Source organism: Pseudomonas sp. Pc102, assembly GCF_018408275.1.
Classification (GTDB): Bacteria; Pseudomonadota; Gammaproteobacteria; order Pseudomonadales; family Pseudomonadaceae; genus Metapseudomonas; species Metapseudomonas tohonis.
The window spans coordinates 5105898-5124127 of the sequence record NZ_AP021905.1 but is presented as its reverse complement, the minus strand read 5'-3'; the positions used below and the strand labels follow the sequence as shown (position 1 = coordinate 5124127).

At 67.8% G+C, this 18230-nt stretch carries 17 protein-coding genes; 16 read left to right on the top strand and 1 reads right to left on the bottom strand.

Going from position 1 to position 18230, the window contains the following annotated elements; genetic code table 11:
• The first annotated feature begins 1 nt into the window (after nt 1).
• The 6 genes from PHLH3_RS23415 (at nt 2) to PHLH3_RS23390 (ending at nt 6825) form a co-directional block, all read left to right on the top strand.
• The gene (locus PHLH3_RS23415) at nt 2-493 is read left to right on the top strand and encodes a chemotaxis protein CheW (RefSeq protein ID WP_213625966.1); all 492 of its coding nucleotides are present in this window, start codon (nt 2-4) and stop codon (nt 491-493) included.
• Entirely contained in the window at nt 490-1737 is a 1248-nt protein-coding gene (locus PHLH3_RS23410; RefSeq protein ID WP_213625965.1) for a protein-glutamate O-methyltransferase CheR, read from the top strand. The genes PHLH3_RS23415 and PHLH3_RS23410 overlap by 4 nt, the downstream gene beginning before the upstream one ends.
• Nucleotides 1727-2410 carry a chemotaxis protein CheW gene (locus PHLH3_RS23405; protein WP_213625964.1) on the top strand — a complete coding sequence of 228 codons (684 nt, stop codon included), beginning with the start codon at nt 1727-1729 and terminating at the stop codon, nt 2408-2410. The genes PHLH3_RS23410 and PHLH3_RS23405 overlap by 11 nt, the downstream gene beginning before the upstream one ends.
• Complete coding sequence (locus tag PHLH3_RS23400) at nt 2407-4680, top strand: hybrid sensor histidine kinase/response regulator (protein ID WP_213625963.1); 2274 nt, start codon at nt 2407-2409, stop codon at nt 4678-4680. The genes PHLH3_RS23405 and PHLH3_RS23400 overlap by 4 nt, the downstream gene beginning before the upstream one ends.
• Nucleotides 4677-5666, top strand: coding sequence for a chemotaxis response regulator protein-glutamate methylesterase (locus PHLH3_RS23395; protein ID WP_213625962.1), 990 nt, complete (start codon nt 4677-4679; stop codon nt 5664-5666). Before PHLH3_RS23400 ends, PHLH3_RS23395 begins: the two co-directional genes overlap by 4 nt.
• A gap of 130 nt (nt 5667-5796) precedes the next feature.
• Nucleotides 5797-6825: a diguanylate cyclase gene (locus PHLH3_RS23390; RefSeq protein WP_213625961.1), complete on the top strand. Its 1029-nt coding sequence runs from the start codon at nt 5797-5799 to the stop codon at nt 6823-6825.
• Between the two features lie 123 nt (nt 6826-6948).
• Here PHLH3_RS23390 and PHLH3_RS30725 read toward each other — a convergent pair whose 3' ends face one another.
• A complete protein-coding gene (locus PHLH3_RS30725; RefSeq protein WP_280527439.1) occupies nt 6949-7083 on the bottom strand; it encodes a hypothetical protein in 135 nt (44 codons plus the stop codon).
• Between the two features lie 156 nt (nt 7084-7239).
• Here PHLH3_RS30725 and PHLH3_RS23385 point away from each other — a divergent pair, with 156 nt between their 5' ends.
• From PHLH3_RS23385 to PHLH3_RS23340, 10 genes are all read left to right on the top strand, one after another.
• Nucleotides 7240-9279 carry a VIT and VWA domain-containing protein gene (locus PHLH3_RS23385; RefSeq protein ID WP_213625960.1) on the top strand — a complete coding sequence of 680 codons (2040 nt, stop codon included), beginning with the start codon at nt 7240-7242 and terminating at the stop codon, nt 9277-9279.
• On the top strand, nt 9276-10619 hold the full coding sequence (gene xrtQ, locus PHLH3_RS23380; protein ID WP_213625959.1) for an exosortase Q: 1344 nt from the start codon (nt 9276-9278) through the stop codon (nt 10617-10619). The genes PHLH3_RS23385 and xrtQ overlap by 4 nt, the downstream gene beginning before the upstream one ends.
• Before the next feature lie 93 nt (nt 10620-10712).
• Nucleotides 10713-11808, top strand: a protein-coding gene (gene prfB, locus PHLH3_RS23375) for a peptide chain release factor 2 (RefSeq protein WP_173176085.1) whose coding sequence is annotated in 2 segments (ribosomal slippage) — nt 10713-10784 and nt 10786-11808 — 1095 coding nt in all. Because the reading frame shifts where the segments join, the coding sequence is not laid out codon by codon here.
• A gap of 125 nt (nt 11809-11933) precedes the next feature.
• Nucleotides 11934-13439 carry a lysine--tRNA ligase gene (gene lysS / locus PHLH3_RS23370; RefSeq protein ID WP_173176087.1) on the top strand — a complete coding sequence of 502 codons (1506 nt, stop codon included), beginning with the start codon at nt 11934-11936 and terminating at the stop codon, nt 13437-13439.
• Nucleotides 13440-13553: 114 nt separating this feature from the next.
• Nucleotides 13554-14267, top strand: a complete 714-nt coding sequence (locus tag PHLH3_RS23365) for a TetR family transcriptional regulator (RefSeq protein ID WP_173176089.1) — start codon at nt 13554-13556, stop codon at nt 14265-14267.
• A gap of 70 nt (nt 14268-14337) precedes the next feature.
• Nucleotides 14338-14892, top strand: a complete 555-nt coding sequence (locus PHLH3_RS23360; protein ID WP_213625958.1) for a hypothetical protein — start codon at nt 14338-14340, stop codon at nt 14890-14892.
• Nucleotides 14893-14894: 2 nt separating this feature from the next.
• Nucleotides 14895-16190, top strand: coding sequence for a flavohemoglobin expression-modulating QEGLA motif protein (locus PHLH3_RS23355; protein WP_213625957.1), 1296 nt, complete (start codon nt 14895-14897; stop codon nt 16188-16190).
• A 94-nt stretch (nt 16191-16284) separates the two neighbouring features.
• Nucleotides 16285-17031 carry a TIGR00266 family protein gene (locus PHLH3_RS23350; RefSeq protein ID WP_213625956.1) on the top strand — a complete coding sequence of 249 codons (747 nt, stop codon included), beginning with the start codon at nt 16285-16287 and terminating at the stop codon, nt 17029-17031.
• Nucleotides 17028-17909 carry an alpha/beta hydrolase gene (locus PHLH3_RS23345; RefSeq protein WP_213625955.1) on the top strand — a complete coding sequence of 294 codons (882 nt, stop codon included), beginning with the start codon at nt 17028-17030 and terminating at the stop codon, nt 17907-17909. Before PHLH3_RS23350 ends, PHLH3_RS23345 begins: the two co-directional genes overlap by 4 nt.
• Nucleotides 17906-18229 (top strand): hypothetical protein, encoded by a 324-nt coding sequence (locus PHLH3_RS23340; protein ID WP_111262298.1) that lies wholly within the window; start codon nt 17906-17908, stop codon nt 18227-18229. Before PHLH3_RS23345 ends, PHLH3_RS23340 begins: the two co-directional genes overlap by 4 nt.
• Nucleotide 18230: the final 1 nt, after the last annotated feature.

The following is an 18230-nucleotide window of genomic DNA, read 5'->3' as shown; positions in this document are numbered from 1 at the left end:
GATGACGACCCGCGCGACTGGCCAGCAGCCCCGTCGTGGGCAGCTCTACCTGCTGTTCGGCATGGGCAGCGACCGCTATGCCCTGGACGTACGCGACGTGCTGGAGGTGATGCCCCTGCGCCGTCTCAAGCGCCTGCCCGAGGCGCCTGCCTGGGTGGCTGGCGTTTTCGACTGGCGCGGTGCGCCGGTGCCGGTTCTGGATCTCGGCGCCCTGGCTTTCGGCGAGCCCGCCCGCCCGCGTACCAGCACCCGACTGGTGATGGTGCGCTACGCCGGGCACAGTCTCGGCCTGGTCCTGGAGCAGGCCACCGAGACCCTGCGCTGCCAACCCGAGGAGTTCCAGGACTACGGGCTGGATGGGGGCGAAGCGCGCTACCTGGGGCCGGTGTTGCGCAGCACCCAAGGACTGGTGCAGCGTGTCGAGGTCGCCGAGCTGCTCGGTGAAGAGGCACGCGCGCTGCTGTTCCCGGCCGATGCGGAGGCCACATCATGACCCCGCGCTTCGAGCGTCTGCTCAAGGAGCGCATCGGCCTTGACGTCGACTCGGTCGGCCGCGAGCTGGTGGAGCGCGCCATACACCTGCGCATGCAGGCCAGTGGTTGCCGGGACGTGGACGAGTACTGGCTGAGCCTGGAGTCGTCCCACGGTGAGCAGCAGGCCCTGGTCGAGGCCGTCGTGGTTCCCGAGACCTGGTTCTTCCGCTACCCCGAGTCTTTCGTGGCCCTGGCCCGGCTGGCCTTCGAGCGCCTGCCGCGCCTCGCCTCCGGGCGCCCGCTGCGGGTGCTGAGCCTGCCCTGCTCCAGTGGCGAGGAGCCGTACTCCATCGTCATGGCACTGCTCGATGCGGGCTTTGCCCCGGCACTGTTCCAGGTGGATGCGCTGGACGTCAGCGAGAAGGTGCTGGAGCGCGCGCGCCAGGCCGTCTACGGGCGCAACTCGTTCCGTGGCGAGGAGCTGGGCTTCCGCGATCGCCACTTCCTGCCCGTCGAGGAGGGCCACGTCCTCACCGAGCAGGTCCGGCGCAAGGTGAACTTCCGCCATGGCAATTTGCTGGGGCCGGGCCTGTTGGCGGGCGAGGCGCCCTATGACTTCGTGTTCTGCCGCAACCTGCTGATCTACTTCGACCGGCCCACCCAGAGCCAGGTGCTGGCGGTGCTCAAGCGTCTGATGTGTCCCGACGGAGCGCTGTTCGTCGGCCCCGCCGAAGCCAGCCTGCTGAGCCAGGACGGCATGCGTGCTTTGGATTTGCCACAGTCCTTCGTGTTCCTGCCGGGCGTGGCCAGGGCGCCGCGCGCCGTCGCGCCGAGTCCACGGGTCGCTTCCGCTCCGGCGCCTGCCCCAGCCCCCCGAAGGGCTGCCCCGCCAGCGTTCCGCCCGACGCCCGTTGCCCCGCGCCCGGCACCGGTCGCACGCGGCCAGGAGGCCGCTGGCGAGCTGTTGGAGATCGCCCGGCTGGCCAACGCCGGTAGCAGCGTCGAGGCCCGCGCCGCCTGCGAGCGCCACCTGGCTGCTCATGGTCCGTCGGCGGCGGTGTTCTACTGGCTTGGCCTGCTCTGCGATGTGGCCGGCCAGCAGCGCGAGGCGCAGGACTACTACCGCAAGACCCTCTACCTGGAGCCCGGTCATGCCGAGGCCCTGGCCCACCTGGCGGCGCTGCTCGCCGCGCGCGGCGACCTGGCGGGTGCCCGGCGGTTGCAAGAGCGTGCCAGCCGTGGAGTGAACGACCATGATCGATAGCCGCGTCGTAAGCCTGGACGAAAGCGCGCAGGCACCCATCGACGACTGCTGGAACCGTATCGGCGTGCACGGCGACAAGAGCTGCGAACGCCTGCAGGACCATATCCACTGCCGCAACTGCGAGGTGCATGCGGCGGCGGCCACCCGGCTGCTGGACCGCTATGCACTGCATCGCGAGATGGAGGAGGAGCAGGCGCCCGTTGAAGAAGATCTCGGCGAGACCCGCTCGACTCTGGTCTTCCGCCTTGGCGATGCCTGGCTGGGGCTCGCCACGCGACAGCTGGTCGAAGTGGCGCCGCAGTCGCTGATCCACTCCCTGCCGCACCAGCGCTCCCTGGGCCTGCTTGGCGTGACCAACGTGCGCGGCGCCCTGGTGGCCTGCCTGTCGCTGGTGGAAGTGCTCGGCCTGGAGCCGGGGGGTGGCGTTGCACCGGAGCGCCGCGTGGTGCCGCGCATGCTGATCGTCGCCAGCGCGGATGGCCCCGTGGTGGCGCCGGTGGATGAGGTCGACGGGATCCATGCCATTCCCCTGCGCGCCGTGTTGGAGGGTGGCCGCGGCGCTGCCCAGGTAGCCCGGCCCTTCGCCGCCGGCGTGGTGCAGTGGCGAGGGCGCAGTATCACCCTGCTGGACGACGCAATGTTGCAGCAGGCCATCGCCAGGAGCCTCGGATGACGCCGGACCAGATGCGCGACGCGTCGCTGCTGGAGCTGTTCAAGCTGGAGGCCGAGGCACAGACCCAGGTACTCAGCAGCGGGCTGATGGTGCTGGAGCGCAACCCGCGTCAGGCCGACCAGCTCGAAGCCTGCATGCGCGCCGCCCACTCGCTCAAGGGGGCTGCGCGTATCGTCGGCATCGAGGCTGGTGTGCGCATCGCCCACGTGATGGAGGACTGCCTGGTGGGCGCTCAGGAGGGCCGCCTGCAGCTGCAATCCGAGCATGTCGACGCGTTGCTGCAGGGGTCCGACCTGCTGCTGCGCCTGGGGTCCGCGGCTGGCGTCGATTGGGCTGGCAAGGACGGTCGTGCGGATATAGATGCCCTGGTGGAGCGCCTGCAGGGCCTCGCCAGCGGGCAGCGCATGGCCCCCCGCGAGCCGGTGGCCCGTCACGAGCCCGCTGCCGAACCCGCTGGGCCGCCCGCCGTGGTTCCGCCCGAGGAGGAGCCCGTGGCATCCGCTCCATCGGCTGGAGAGAGCCGCGACCGGGTTCTGCGGGTGAGCGCCGAGCGCCTCGATCACCTGCTGGACATCTCCAGCAAGTCATTGGTGGAGTTCCAGCGCATCAAGCCCCTGGGCGATGCGTTGCAACGCCTCAAGCGCCTGCAGGCCAATGCGGCGCGGACTCTCGACGGGGTACGCGAGGCGGTGCAGGACGATGCCATGGACGCTCCCTCCCGCGCCATGCTCGCCGAGGCCCGGCAGTTGCTCGGTGAGTGCCAGCAGATGCTCGCCCGGCACATGGCCGACCTCGATGAATTCGGCTGGCAGGGCGGCCAGCGCGCGCAGTTGATGTACGACGCCGCGCTGGCCTCGCGCATGCGCCCGTTCGCCGACGTGCTGACCGGCCAGGCGCGCATGCTGCGTGATCTCGGCCGTTCCCTCGGCAAGCAGGTGCGCCTGGATATCGAAGGCGAGAACACCCAGGTCGACCGCGACGTGCTGGAGAAGCTCGAAGCGCCGCTCACCCACCTGCTGCGCAATGCCGTGGACCATGGCATCGAAAGCCCCGCGCAGCGGATCGGCCGCGGCAAGCCCGAGGAAGGGTGCATCCTCCTGAGCGCGCGCCATCACGCCGGCATGCTGGTGCTGGAACTGCGCGACGATGGCGCTGGCGTCGACCTGGAGCGTCTGCGCGCGGCAGTCATCGAACGGGGTTTCGCCAACGCCGATACCGGCGCACTGCTCAGCGAGGAGGAACTGCTGGCGTTCCTCTTCCTGCCCGGCTTCAGCATGCGTGATCAGGTCACCGAGGTGTCCGGTCGCGGCGTCGGGCTGGATGCCGTGCAGCACATGGTTCGCCAACTGCGCGGTGGCGTGCGCATGGAGCAACGCCAGGGCGAAGGCACCCGTTTTCACCTGGAGGTGCCGTTGACCCTGTCGGTGGTGCGCAGTCTGGTGGTGGATATCGGCGGCGAGGCCTACGCCTTCCCTCTGGCCCACATCGAACGCATGACCCGCGTGCCCGCCGAGGCGCTGGTGCAGCTCGAAGGCCGTCAACATTTCTGGCATGAGGAGCGGCATGTCGGCCTGGTAGCCGCCAGTCAGGTGTTGCAGCGTCCGGAGGGCACTGCCGGCGAGGACGGACTGGCGGTGGTGCTGGTGCGGGAGCGTGAGGCGCTCTACGGCATCGTCGTCGATCGCTTCATCGGCGAGCGCACCCTTGTGGTGATGCCGCTGGACCCGCGCCTGGGCAAGGTCCGGGACGTCTCCGCCGGTGCGCTGCTGGACGATGGCACGCCGGTGCTGATCCTCGATGTCGAGGACATGCTCAAGTCGGTCGGCAAGCTGCTTGGCAGCGGTCGCCTGGAGCGCGTCGGCGGCTCGACCCGGCAAGGCGCCGGCCATCGCCGCAAGCGTGTGCTGGTGGTGGATGACTCGCTCACCGTGCGCGAGCTCGAGCGCAAGCTGCTGCTCGGTCGCGGCTACGAGGTGGCGGTGGCGGTGGATGGCATGGACGGCTGGAACGCGTTGCGCGCGGAAGCCTTCGACCTGCTGATCACCGACATCGACATGCCGCGCATGGACGGGATCGAACTGGTGACCCTGGTGCGTCGTGACAGTCGGCTGCAATCGCTGCCGGTGATGGTGGTGTCCTACAAGGACCGTGAAGAAGACCGCCGCCGTGGCCTGGATGCCGGTGCCGACTATTATCTGGCCAAGGCCAGTTTCCATGACGAAGCGTTGCTGGACGCGGTGGTCGTGCTGATCGGAGAGGCACAGGGATGAGGATAGGAATCGCCAACGACATGCCCCTGGCCGTCGAGGCGCTGCGCCGTGCGCTGGCCCGGGAACCTGCTCACCAGATCGTCTGGATCGCGGGCAACGGCGTCGAGGCGGTGCGCTACTGCCAGGAGGACACCCCGGACCTGGTGCTGATGGATCTGCTGATGCCCGAGATGGACGGCACCGAGGCGACCCGGCGGATCATGGCTCAGTCGCCTTGCGCGATCCTCATCGTCACGGTCGACAAGGAGCAGAACATCCACCGTGTTTTCGAGGCGATGGGGCAGGGGGCGCTGGACGCCGTGGACACGCCCGCACTGGGTGGCGACCACGAGCGCGATGCCTCGGCACTGCTGCGCAAGATCCAGAACATAGGCTGGTTGATCGGGCAGCGCGTGGGGAACCGCAAGGTCCGCGAGCCTCCGTGTCGGCAGTTGGTGGCCATCGGTGCCTCGGCCGGCGGGCCCGCGTCCCTGGCGCAGTTGCTCAAGCAACTGCCCGCCGACTTCGCGCCGGCGGTGATGCTGGTGCAGCACGTCGACGAGACCTTCGCCGCCGGCATGGCCGAGTGGCTGGGCAGCGAGTCCAGCCTGCCGGTACGCCTGGCTCGCGAGGGCGAACAGCCGCAACCCGGCCACGTGATGCTGGCGGGCACCAATAACCACATGCGCCTGCTGCGCAATGGTGAGCTGGCCTATACCGAGGAGCCTCGCAGCCACGTCTACCGGCCTTCCATCGACGTGTTCTTCGACAGCCTGGTGGCGCATTGGCGGGGCGACGCGGTGGGCGTGTTGCTCACCGGCATGGGCCGTGATGGTGCGCAGGGGCTCAAGGCCATGCGTGATCGGGGCTTTCTCACCATTGCCCAGGACCAGGCGAGCAGCGCCGTATACGGCATGCCCAAGGCGGCGGCAGCGCTGGATGCCGCCGTGGAAATCCTGCCCTTGCAGCGGATCGCACCGAGGCTCGTGGAAGCGTTCTCGCGATGACGGCTGCCCGGGGCGCTACCCGGGGTGACATATTTTTTGACGGCGGCCTACCCGTGACACGCATTATCATGGGCCGCGCACCTCGATGTAGTGTGCGTGTCGCGCAAGGCCAGTGGGCCCGGAGAACGTTATGCATTACCCCTATCGCAATCAGGCCGAAATGCACTCGATTACCGAAAACAAGGTGATGGTGCTGCTGGTCGATGATCAGGCGATGATCGGCGAGGCGTTGCGCCGCGCCCTGGCCGATGAGGCCGGAATCGACTTCCATTTCTGTGCGGACCCGCAGACGGCCGTCGAGGTGGCCCGCCAGATACGGCCGACGGTGATCCTCCAGGACCTGGTGATGCCCGGCGTCGACGGCATCAGTCTGCTGGCCGACTATCGAGCCGCCGCCGAACTGCGCGATGTACCGATCATCGTGCTGTCCACTCGCGATGATGCGGCGGTCAAGAGCACCGCATTCGCCGCCGGTGCCAACGACTACCTGGTCAAGCTGCCCGACTCCATCGAGCTGGTGGCGCGTATCCGCTATCACTCGCGTTCCTATCTCGCCCTGCAACAGCGCGACGAGGCCTACCGTGCCCTGCGCGAGAGCCAGCAGCAGTTGCTGGAGGCCAACCTGGTGCTGCAGCGGCTGATGAACTCCGACGGCCTCACCGGCCTGTCCAACCGCCGTCACTTCGACGAGTACCTCGAAATGGAATGGCGCCGTGCCTTCCGCGAGCAGACCTCGTTGTCCCTGCTGATGATCGATGTGGACTATTTCAAGGGCTACAACGATCACTTCGGCCATGTCGCCGGGGATGACGCCCTGCGCCGCGTGGCCGAGACCCTGCGCGAGTCCTGCACGCGCTCCTCCGACATGGCCGCGCGTTATGGCGGCGAGGAGTTCGCCATGGTCCTGCCGGGCACTTCCAGCGGTGGCGCACGCCTGCTGGCTGAAAAGGTACGGCGTGCGGTGGAGGCACTCGGCATCCCTCATGACCTGCCCCAGGACGGGGCTTCGCTGAGCGTCAGCATCGGCGTTTCAACCCTCACGCCCAAGGCGGGCCAGGTTTCGCTGATGCTGGTCGACCGTGCCGACCAGGGGTTGTACTTGGCCAAGAACAACGGCCGCAACCAGGTGGGGCTGGCTGCCGATGCGCCCGGCGCATGAGTATTCCTGAGCGCGGCCGGGCAGTCGCGCTTCGCTTGTTGTAGAGGCCACGTCAGACGCCAAGCGCCGCTCCGGCAGGAACGAGTTCATTCGCGAACGGCCTTCCCTCTATCCCCTTGTCTCTCAGGCCGGACGCTCGGGCTGAGCGCCTAAGGTTTCGTCCCTCGTGCCAAGCGCGCGATAAAGCGCCTGGCCGCCCAGCTCCAGGGCATCGCCCAGCAGGGCGATGCGTCTGCGCAGGCTGTGCGCGGCTTGCATGGGGCGTCTGCGGGGCGGGGCGACGACTGTCGGTCGCAAGGGTCGCCTCGCTCAGCAGCGGTGACGTATTTCCACACAATCTCCACGGGCGCTGCAAACTGCGTCCACACGGGGGCGGGAGCATGGCTGCACGAACCTTTTCCCGGAGTGCGCCGCATGTATCGCCTGCCCCTGCTTTCCCTCTCGCCCGGCCGTTGGCTGCTGGCGCTGTTCCTCACCCTGGCCGGCGTGTCGCCGTGCCTGGCCGAGGAGGCCTCGGAGCGTGGCGAAAGCCCCTATTTCGCCGTGGACAACGCCGAGCCGGGCGTCGACGGCCTGCCGCTTAAATCCACCCGCGTGGAGGTGCAGGTGCTGGGCGTGATCGCCAACGTCAAGGTCATCCAGCAGTACCGCAACGAGGGCTCGCGAGCCCTGGAGGCGCGCTATGTGTTCCCCGGCTCCACCCGTGCGGCGGTGCACGGCATGACCGTGCGCCTGGGCGACCGTGAGCTGCAGGCGCAGATCCGCGAGAAGCAGAGCGCCCAGCGCGAGTACCAGGAGGCGAAGAGCGCAGGCAAGACCGCCGCGCTGCTGGAGCAGGAGCGCGCCAATGTGTTCCAGATGAGTGTGGCCAATATCCTCCCGGGCGACGTGGTGGACGTGGAGCTGCGCTACACCGAGCTGCTGCTGCCCACCGACGGCACCTACCACTTCGTGTTCCCCACCGTGGTCGGGCCGCGCTACAACGGCGCGCCGGGGCAGGAGAGCCACAAGGCCGAGGCGTGGAGCTCCACGCCGCACCTGGCCGAGGGCGACCCTGGTCGTAGCACCTTCTCGATGCAGGTCGACCTGCAGTCGCCCACCGCCATCGGCGAGGTCGCCTCGCGCACCCATCGCATCCTCCGGCAGACGGTCGCGCCGCGGCACACCCGGGTGACCCTGGAGGACGGGCAGGAGCCGGGCAACAACCGCGACTTCATCCTCGACTACCGCCTGGGCAGCGAGGTGTTCGAGAGCGGCGTGCTGCTCGCCCGTGGCGCCGAGGAGAACTTCTTCCTGGCCATGGTGGCGCCGCCGGCCGCGGTCAAGCCCGGCAGCATCGTGCCGCGCGAGTACATCTTCGTGGTGGATATCTCCGGCTCCATGCACGGCTTCCCGCTGGATACCACCAAGGTCCTGCTGCGCCGCCTGATCGGCGGCCTGCGGCCGATGGACAGCTTCAACGTGCTGCTGTTCTCCGGCAGCAGCAGCCTGCTGGCGCCGCAATCGCAGCCGGCGACCCGGGCCAACATCGAGCAGGCGCTGGCGATGCTCGACACCCAGATGGGCAGCGGCGGCACCGAGCTGCTGCCGGCCTTGCGCCAGGCGCTGGCGATGCCGGCGGATGCCGAGCGGTCGCGTAGCTTCGTGGTGGTCACCGACGGCTACGTGGAGGTGGAGACCGAGGCCTTCGAGCTGGTGCGCAAGAACCTCAGCAAGGCCAACCTGTTCGCCTTCGGCATCGGCAGTTCGGTCAACCGCGAGCTGATCGAGGCTCTGGCGCGGGCCGGGCAGGGCGAGCCCTTCGTGGTGCTCGACGACAGCTCGGCGCAGGCCGAGGCCGACCGCCTGCGGCGGATGATCGACTCGCCCGTGCTGGTGCACCCGAAGCTGTCGTTCAGCGGCCTGGAAACCTACGACGTCGAACCGGTGGCGCTGCCGGACCTGTTCGCCCAGCGTCCGCTGGTGATGTTCGGCAAGTGGCGCGGCGAGCCCCGTGGCGTGCTGCAGGCCGAAGGCATCGCTGCCAGCGGCCCGTGGCGCACCGAGGTGCCGATCGAGGCGGGCAAGGTGATCGAGGGCGACCAGGCGCTGACCCATCTCTGGGCACGGCACCGCATCGCCTCGCTGGTGGACCAGGAAAGCCTGGACGGCGGCTTCGGCTACAGCCAGCAGATCCTCGACCTCGGCCTGAAGTACAGCCTGCTGACCCCCTACACCTCGTTCATCGCGGTGGACCAGGTGGTGCGCAACCCCGACCCCGCCGGCAGCACCACGGTCAAGCAGCCGCTGCCGTTGCCCCAGGGGGTGAGCGCCCAGGCCATCGGCACCGCCAGCCCGGCCCCCGCCACCGCCGGTCTGCAGGTATCGAGCACACCGGAGCCGGGCACCTGGGCGATGCTGGCACTGGCCCTGCTGGGCATGGGCTGGGCGACGCGCCGCCAGGTGCGGGGGTGAAGGCCCGCGCGCTGCCGGGCTGGGCCTGGCTGCTGCCACCGGTGCTGGCGCTGTGGCCGGTGTGGCTGTGGAGCCTGCGGCGCATGGGCGATGGCTCGGACGACCCCTACGGGGTGGTTGCGCTGATCGCCCTGCTGCTGGGGCTGGGGCGTGAGCGCCGGGCCTTCCTGGCGGTGCCCCGGCGCGGGTGGTTGCTGGTGTCGCTGGGGCTGGCGGGGCTGGCGCTCCTCGGCAGCGCGCTGATTCCGGCGCTGGGGCGTGGCGTGCTCGCGGTGCTGGCGGTGATCGCCACCACCCTGGCGTTGCGCCGCCCGGGCCAGCCTGTGCTGGCATGGCTGGGGCTGGGCTTGCTGGCGCTGCCGATCCTCTCGTCGCTGCAGTTCTTCGCCGGCTATCCGCTGCGCCTGGTCACCGCCGAAGCCAGCCTCTGGCTGCTGCGCGGGCTGGGGCTGGAGGTGCTGCGCGAGGGCACGGCGCTGGAAGTGGGCGGGCAACTGGTGATGGTGGATGCGCCCTGCTCGGGCGTGCACATGGCCTGGGTGGCCTACTTCACGGCCTTCGCCACCGCCGCCTGGCTGCGCCTCGGCGACGGGCAACTCTTGCGACGCCTGCCGTGGATCGGGCTGCTGGTGCTGGGAGGCAACAGCCTGCGCAACACCCTGCTGGTGCTGCAGGAGACCGGTCAGGCGCTCTGGCCCGGCTGGATGCACGAGGCCACCGGGCTCGTGGTGTTCGTCGGCGTCTGCGCGCTGGTGCTGCGTACCGTGGCGGCGGGGCAGGGCGCAGGCGTGCCGCTGCCGGTGGCGAGCGTGGCCACGGCGTCGCCCTGGCGGGGCGGCGCCCTGGTGGCCGGGGCGTTCCTGTTGCTGGGGCTGGCGTCGTTGCCGGGGCGGGCTGTGGTGGAGGCATCCCCCGCGTCGGCCTTCGTCGAATGGCCGCAGCGCTTCGACGGCGAACGGCTGCGGCCCCTGGCGCTGTCGAAGGTCGAGCAACGCTTCGCCGAGCAGTTCCCCGGCGCCATCGCCCGCTTCAGCACGGGCTCGCGGGTGGTCACCCTGCGCCATGTCACGGCGCCCACGCGCAAGCTGCACCCCGCTGCCGACTGCTACCAGGGCCTGGGTTACGTGATACGCGCCATCGCCTTGCGCCAGCGACCCGGCAATGGCGGGCTGCAGCGCTGTTTCGTCGCCGAGGGGCGGGGTCCTGCGCAGCAGGTCTGCGAGTACATCGAAGACGCCGCCGGGCAGAGCTTCAGCGACAATTCCGCCTGGTACTGGGCGGCGCTCAGCGGCCGCTCCACCGGCCCCTGGCGGGCGGTGACGGTGGCCGAGGCGCTCTAGCGCGGACAGTGGTCGGGCGGGCTGCCCGGCCGGTTTCGAGTCGGGTATACTCGCCGGCTTTTCCGAAAGTTTTGCCTGAGAGCGCTTCCAGCCATGGAAATCAACCCGATCCTGAACAGCATCAAGGACCTCTCCGACCGCACCCAGACCATTCGGGGGTATCTTTGACTACGATCACAAGCATGATCGTCTCGTCGAAGTAAACCGCGAACTCGAAGACCCCAACGTCTGGAACAACCCGGAGTACGCCCAGAATCTCGGCCGCGAGCGCTCGCAACTGGCGCAGATCGTCGAGACCCTGGATGAGCTGACCGGCGGCCTGGCCGACTCCCGCGACCTGCTCGACATGGCGGTCGAGGAGAACGACGAAGGCGCCGTGAACGACGTCGCCGCCGAAGTCGAACGCCTGCGCGAGATCCTCGAGAAGCTCGAGTTCCGCCGCATGTTCAGCGGCGAGATGGACCCCAACAACGCCTACCTCGACATCCAGGCCGGTTCCGGCGGCACCGAGGCCCAGGACTGGGCCAACATGCTGCTGCGCATGTACCTGCGCTGGGCCGACAAGAACGGCTTCGCCGCCGAGATCGTTGAGCTGTCCGAGGGCGAAGTCGCCGGCATCAAGGGCGCCACCGTGCACATCAAGGGCGAGTACGCCTTCGGTTGGCTGCGTACCGAGATCGGCGTGCACCGCCTGGTGCGCAAGAGCCCGTTCGACTCCGGCAACCGTCGCCACACCTCGTTCACCGCAGTGTTCGTCTCCCCCGAGATCGACGACAACATCGAGATCGAGATCAACCCGGCTGACCTGCGGATCGACACCTACCGCTCCTCCGGCGCCGGCGGCCAGCACGTGAACACCACCGACTCGGCGGTACGTATCACCCACGTACCGACCAACACCGTGGTCGCGTGCCAGAACGAACGCTCCCAGCACGCCAACAAGGACACCGCCATGAAGATGCTGCGGGCCCGGTTGTACGAGCAGGAGATGCAGAAGCGCACCGCCGCCTCCCAGGCGCTGGAAGACACCAAGTCCGATATCGGCTGGGGCCACCAGATCCGTTCCTACGTGCTCGACCAGTCGCGCATCAAGGACCTGCGGACCGGCGTCGAGCGCAGCGACTGCGACAAGGTGCTGGACGGCGATCTGAACGAGTACCTCGAAGCGAGCCTCAAGCAGGGTCTCTGAGACGGCCGGGCCTGGTCGGGCTGCGTTGATAGCACCTGACCTGCGCCCGCCCTCCCTTCACAGCCCTTGCCAAGCGATAACTTTTCACCAGGCGCCAAAACGCCGAAGCAGGAACCACCAAGACCATGAGCGACCAACAACCCGACCAGCACGAACTGCAACAGGAAGAGAACAAGCTGATCGCCCAGCGCAAGGAAAAGCTTGCCGCCGTGCGCGAGGCCAAGGCCATCGCCTTCCCCAACGACTTCCGCCGCGACGCCTACTTCGCGGACCTGCAGAAACAGTACGCGGACAAGACCAAGGAAGAGCTGGAAGCCGCAGCCATCCCGGTCAAGGTCGCCGGTCGCATCATGCTCAACCGCGGTTCCTTCATCGTCCTGCAGGACAGCACCAGCCGCCTGCAGGTCTACGTGAACCGCAAGACCCTGCCGGAAGAGACCCTGGCCGAGATCAAGACCTGGGACCTGGGCGACATCATCGGCGCCGAGGGCACCGTGGCCCGTTCCGGCAAGGGCGACCTGTACGTCGACATGACCAGCGTGCGCCTGCTGACCAAGTCCCTGCGCCCGCTGCCGGACAAGCACCACGGCCTGACCGACACCGAGCAGCGCTACCGCCAGCGCTACGTCGACCTGATCGTCAACGAGGAAACCCGCCACACCTTCCGCGTGCGCTCCCAGGTCATCGCCCACATCCGCCGCTTCCTGTCCGAGCGCGGTTTCCTCGAAGTGGAAACCCCGATGCTGCAGACCATCCCCGGCGGCGCGGCGGCCAAGCCCTTCGAAACCCACCACAACGCCCTGGACATGGCCATGTTCCTGCGCATCGCGCCGGAGCTGTACCTCAAGCGCCTGGTGGTCGGTGGCTTCGAGAAGGTCTTCGAGATCAACCGCAACTTCCGTAACGAAGGCGTCTCGACCCGGCACAACCCCGAGTTCACCATGCTCGAGTTCTACCAGGCCTACGCCGACTACGAAGACAACATGGACCTGACCGAGGAGCTGTTCCGCGAGCTGGCCCAGGCCGTGCTCGGCAGCACCGACGTGCCCTACGGCGACAAGGTGTTCCACTTCGGCGAGCCCTTCGCCCGCCTGTCCGTGTTCGACGCCATCCTCAAGTACAACCCGGAGATCACCGCCGCCGACCTCAACGACGTCGAGAAGGCCCGCGCCATCGCCAAGGCCGCCGGCGCCAAGGTCCTCGGCCACGAAGGCCTGGGCAAGCTGCAGGTGATGATTTTCGAGGAGCTGGTGGAGAGCAAGCTGGAGCAGCCGCACTTCATCACCCAGTACCCCTTCGAGGTCTCCCCGCTGGCCCGCCGCAACGACCAGGACCCGAGCGTCACCGACCGCTTCGAGCTGTTCATCGGTGGCCGCGAGATCGCCAACGCCTACTCCGAGCTCAACGACGCCGAAGACCAGGCCGAGCGCTTCATGCTGCAGGTCAAGGAGAAGGACGCCGGTGACGACGAGGCGATGCACTACGACGCCGACTTCGTCAACGCGCTGGAGTACGGCATGCCGCCCACCGCGGGCGAGGGCATCGGTATCGATCGCCTGGTGATGTTGCTGACCAATTCGCCGTCTATTCGTGACGTCATCCTGTTCCCGCATATGCGGCCCCAGGCCTGACGTGTGAGAAAAGCCGCCTTCGGGCGGTTTTTTCTTGGCCGGCGATGAGTTGAATAGCCGGATAAATGGTCAAAACTGTCTTGCATCCCAGCCGAACCCGGAGGTCCATGAATCTTGCCCAAGTCGTCCCGTAGCGACAGCGCCGCCCAGGCGGCCAGCGCCCTCGCCGAAAGTGTCCAGTACCAGGGTCGCAAGGCCAGCCGGCAGGGCAGCGAGCAACGCCGCCAGGCGATCCTCGATGCCGCCATGCGCATCATCGTGCGCGACGGCGTGCGCGCGGTGCGGCACCGCGCGGTGGCGGCGGAGGCGGAAGTGCCGCTCTCGGCCACCACCTACTATTTCAAGGACATCAACGACCTGATCACCGACACCTTCGCCCAGTTCGTCGAACGCAGCGCCGAAGCCATGGCCGCGTTCTGGGGCAGCGTCGAGGGTGACCTGCAGGGCATGGCGGCGGCACTGAGCCGCGACGGCGCCTCGCGGCGGCAGATGACCGACGAGATCGTCGAGATGGCGATCCAGTACGTGCGCCGCCAGCTGATCGAGAACCGCGTGCAGCTGCTGGCCGAGCAGGCGTTCCGCCAGGAGGCGCTGATCAACCAGGGCCTGCGGCCGCTGGCCGACGCCCATCGCGGAATCCTCTCCCAGGGCGCCGAGCACTTCTTCCAGGTGCTGGGTTCGGATGAGCCGGCGGAGGACGCCAAGGTGTTGACGGCCATCATTCTGCGGATGGAATATCAGGGCCTGCTCGATGGGGTGGACAACCTCGATATCGACGAGATGCGAGCCGTGCTCAAGCGCTACCTCTATCTGGTGATGGGGCTCTAGGACACGGTACGAGACCCCGCATTCAGGCCACCTGTCTTGCGGGGTTTTTCATGGTCACAAGGAGAGCGAAATGAAACCCTGGCGCGCATTGGTCGCCCTGTCCTTCCTGCTATTGAGCGGGTGCCTGGTCACCTTGCGGGACCCGATCCCGGCCCACGAGCCGGCACCGATCCCGCTTTTGGGGGACTGGACGCGCAAGGACGAATGGGGCGAACGCCTCTACCTGGAGATCAGCCGCGCCGGCTCCAACCTCTACAAGGCCCGCTCCTACGAGGGCAGCAAGGACAACCTCGACAGCCTCCAGGAATACGGCTTCACCGTCGCCCACCACGGCCGCCGCTGGTACCTCTCCGCCGGGCTGCCGAAAAAGTGGGGCGCCAACTTCGCGGTCGCCGGCTTCGAGCTGACCACCGACAACGAACTGGTGGTCTACAACCTCGATGTCGAACGCCTGCAGCAGGAGCTGGAGCACGGCACCTTCGAAGGCGCCAGCGTGGAGATGCCCGACGGTGACGGTGTGTTGCTGACCACGCCCTGGGAGAAGATCCAGGCCTGGCTGGACGACCCGGCCAACTCCGACGTCTTCGTCGAGGTGGCGCGTTACCAGCGTTCCACCGAGGAGTGAGCATGAGCCGGCGCAAACTGCCCGACGACTACCAGAACATCGTCCGCACCCTGTCCGACCGCATCGTCCACGCGCAGACGCCGATCCGCGTGCTGGATGCCATCAAGTGGGACGACAGCGTTCGCCAGGGCTTTCTCAAGCACAAGGGCAAGGCCATGCCCGAGGTGGACCGCGCCTACTACGAGAGCCGGCCGCTGGCCTTCGACTCCTCGGCGAAGAAGCTGGAATTCCAGAACATCGAGCGCGACATCACCCGCCAACTGGGGCAGTTCAACCCGGTGGGGCAGATCATGCGGCGCATGTGCAAGGAATACCGCATGGTGATCCGCATGCTCGAAGCGCGCGGCACCGCAGACTTTGGGTTGATCTCCCAGGAACTCTACGGCGCCGCCACCGACGCCTTCCATGCCGGTGACCCGACCCTTTCCGACCTGGGGCTGATGCTCTCGGACTACCTGAACAAGATCGACGACCGGGGCGACCTCAAGGACGAGCCGAAGACGCTCACGGCCAAGGACGCCGTGGCCATGCTGCAGAGCCGCCTGAGCGCGGTGTTCGGCGAGGGCGACGACACCATCCGCGTGTTCGAGTCCGACGGCATCGTCGCCGACGCCGCCGCAGGTGCCGACTACATCAAGGTGCGCGCCGACGCCATGTTCAACGAGCGCGACGTGCGCGCCCTGGAAGTGCACGAGGGCCTGGTGCACGTCGGCACCACGCTCAACGGGCAGAACCAGCCGATCTGTACCTTCCTGGCCAAGGGCCCGCCGTCCTCCACCGTGACACAGGAAGGCCTGGCCATCCTCATGGAGGTGATCGCCTTCGCCTCCTACCCCACGCGCCTGCGCAAGCTCACCAACCGCACCCGCGCCATCCACATGGCGGAGGAGGGGGCCGACTTCCTCGAGGTCTACCACTTCTACCGCGAGCAGGGCTACGGCATGGCCGAGAGCTACGGCAGCGCCAGCCGGGTGTTCCGCGGCTCCTCGCCGGACGGCCTGCCCTTCACCAAGGACCTGTCCTACCTGAAGGGCTTCATCATGATCTACAACTACATCCAGCTCGCCGTGCGCAAGGGCAAGCTGGAGCAGATCCCGCTGCTGTTCTGCGGCAAGACCACCCTGGAAGACATGCGCACCCTGCGCCAACTGGTGGACGAAGGCCTGGTGGCACCGCCCAAGTACCTGCCGCCGCAGTTCCGCGACCTCAACGCGCTGTCGGCCTGGATGTGCTTCTCCAACTTCCTCAACCACCTGAGCCTGGACCGCATCGAGGCGGATTACGCGAATATTCTCTAGAGCGGCAAGCTGCAAGCGACAAGCCGCAAGGGGCGAATCCCTGGTGCTCTTGCCGCTTGAAGCTTGCAGCTTGCAGCCAACCGAAGGTTCCCACATGCCCAGCCATCAACTCGACTACGAAATCCTCGGCGCTTCGGCGCAGACCGTGGAGATCATCCTCGACCCGCAGGAAACGGTGATCGCCGAAGCCGGGGCGATGAACTACATGACCGAAGGCATCCGCTTCGAGGCGCGCATGGGCGACGGCTCTTCCAGCGGCGTGCTGGGCAAGCTGTGGGGAGCGGGCAAGCGCCTGCTCACCGGCGAGTCGCTGTTCATGACCCATTTCACCAACGAAGGACGCGGCCAGCAGCGGGTCGGTTTCGCCGCGCCCTACCCGGGCACGGTGGTGCCCATCGACCTCGCCCAGGTCGGCGGGCGCCTGGTGTGCCAGAAGGACGCCTTCCTCTGCGCCGCCCACGGCACCCAGATCGGCATCGCCTTCAACAAGCGCATCGGTGCCGGGTTCTTCGGGGGCGAGGGCTTCATCCTGCAGAAGCTCGAAGGCGATGGGCTGGCCTTCGTGCATGCCGGCGGCACGGTGATCCGCAAGGAGCTGAACAACGAGACCCTGCGCCTGGACACCGGCTGCCTGGTGGCCTTCACCAGCGGCATCGACTACGACATCGGCCTGGCCGGCGGGCTGAAGAGCATGCTCTTCGGCGGCGAGGGCATCCTCCTGGCGACCCTCAAGGGCACCGGCACGGTGTGGATCCAGAGCCTGCCGTTCTCGCGCCTGGCCGAGCGCATCTACGAAGCCACCTTCAAGGCGCGCGAGGAAACCCGCGCCGGCGGCAAGTGATCCGTCCCGGCGTCCTGCTGCTGCTCCTGTTGCTGCAGGGCTGCAGCGGGTTGCTGTTCTACCCCGAGCGCCAGCTGCCCTTCACCCCGGAGCGCGCCGGCCTGGCCTACCGCGACGTCCAACTGCTCACCGCCGATGGCGTGCGGCTGCACGGCTGGTGGCTGCCGGCGGCGCCGGGCAAGGCGGTCAAGGGCACGGTGCTGCACCTGCACGGCAACGGCGGCAACGTCGCCTCGCACCTGGGTGGCAGCTGGTGGTTGCCCGAGCAGGGCTACCAGGTGCTGCTACTGGACTACCGGGGCTACGGCCGCTCCGAGGGCAGCGCCTCGCTGCCGGCGGTCTACCAGGACATCGACGCCGCCTTCGCCTGGCTCGACCAGGCCCCCGAGGTGAGCGGCAAGCCCCTGGTGCTGCTCGGCCAGAGCCTCGGTGGCGCCCTGGCGGTGCATTACCTGGGCGAACACCCCGAGCGCCGCGCCCAGCTGCGCGCCCTGGTGCTCGACGGCGTGCCGGCCAGTTACCGTGACGTGGCTCAATTCACCCTGGGCAATGGCTGGTTAACCTGGCCGCTCCAGGTGCCGCTGTCCTGGCTGGTGCCTGATGGCGACAGCGCGATCGGCGCGATTTCCACGCTGCAAGGCTTGCCGATGCTGATCTACCACAGCATCGACGACCCGGTGGTGCCTCTTTCCAACGGCGTGCGCTTGTATCAAGCTGCGCCGCCGCCGCGGGTGTTCCAGCCGACTCGCGGTGGCCATGTGCAGACCTTCGCCGACCCCACCTGGCGGGAGGTGATGCTGCGCTACCTCGAAGACCCGAAAGGTTTCGTCGGGCTGCGACGGCTGGCTGAAGTCCCGAATACAGAGAGTCCCCAATGAGCGAACGCAACCCCATCCCGCTGATCCTCACCGGCGTCGGCACCATCATCGGCACCGTGATGGTCCTCTGGTACTACGGCTACCTGCACTTCGCCAAACCGGAAGATGCGCTGCTGCTGTCCGACTTCACCATGCTCAAGACCATCCCGGGCGAGGACTACAAGATTTCCCTGACCCCGGCCACCCAGGTCGCCCAGTGCATCGATGGCGTCCTGGTGCTGTTCGACACCGAGCAGAAGGGCCTGACCGGCGTGCTGGTGAACAACAAGAAGCAGGCCGTGCGCTGCATGGGCCAGGAGACCCCGCAAGAGGTCAAGTGAG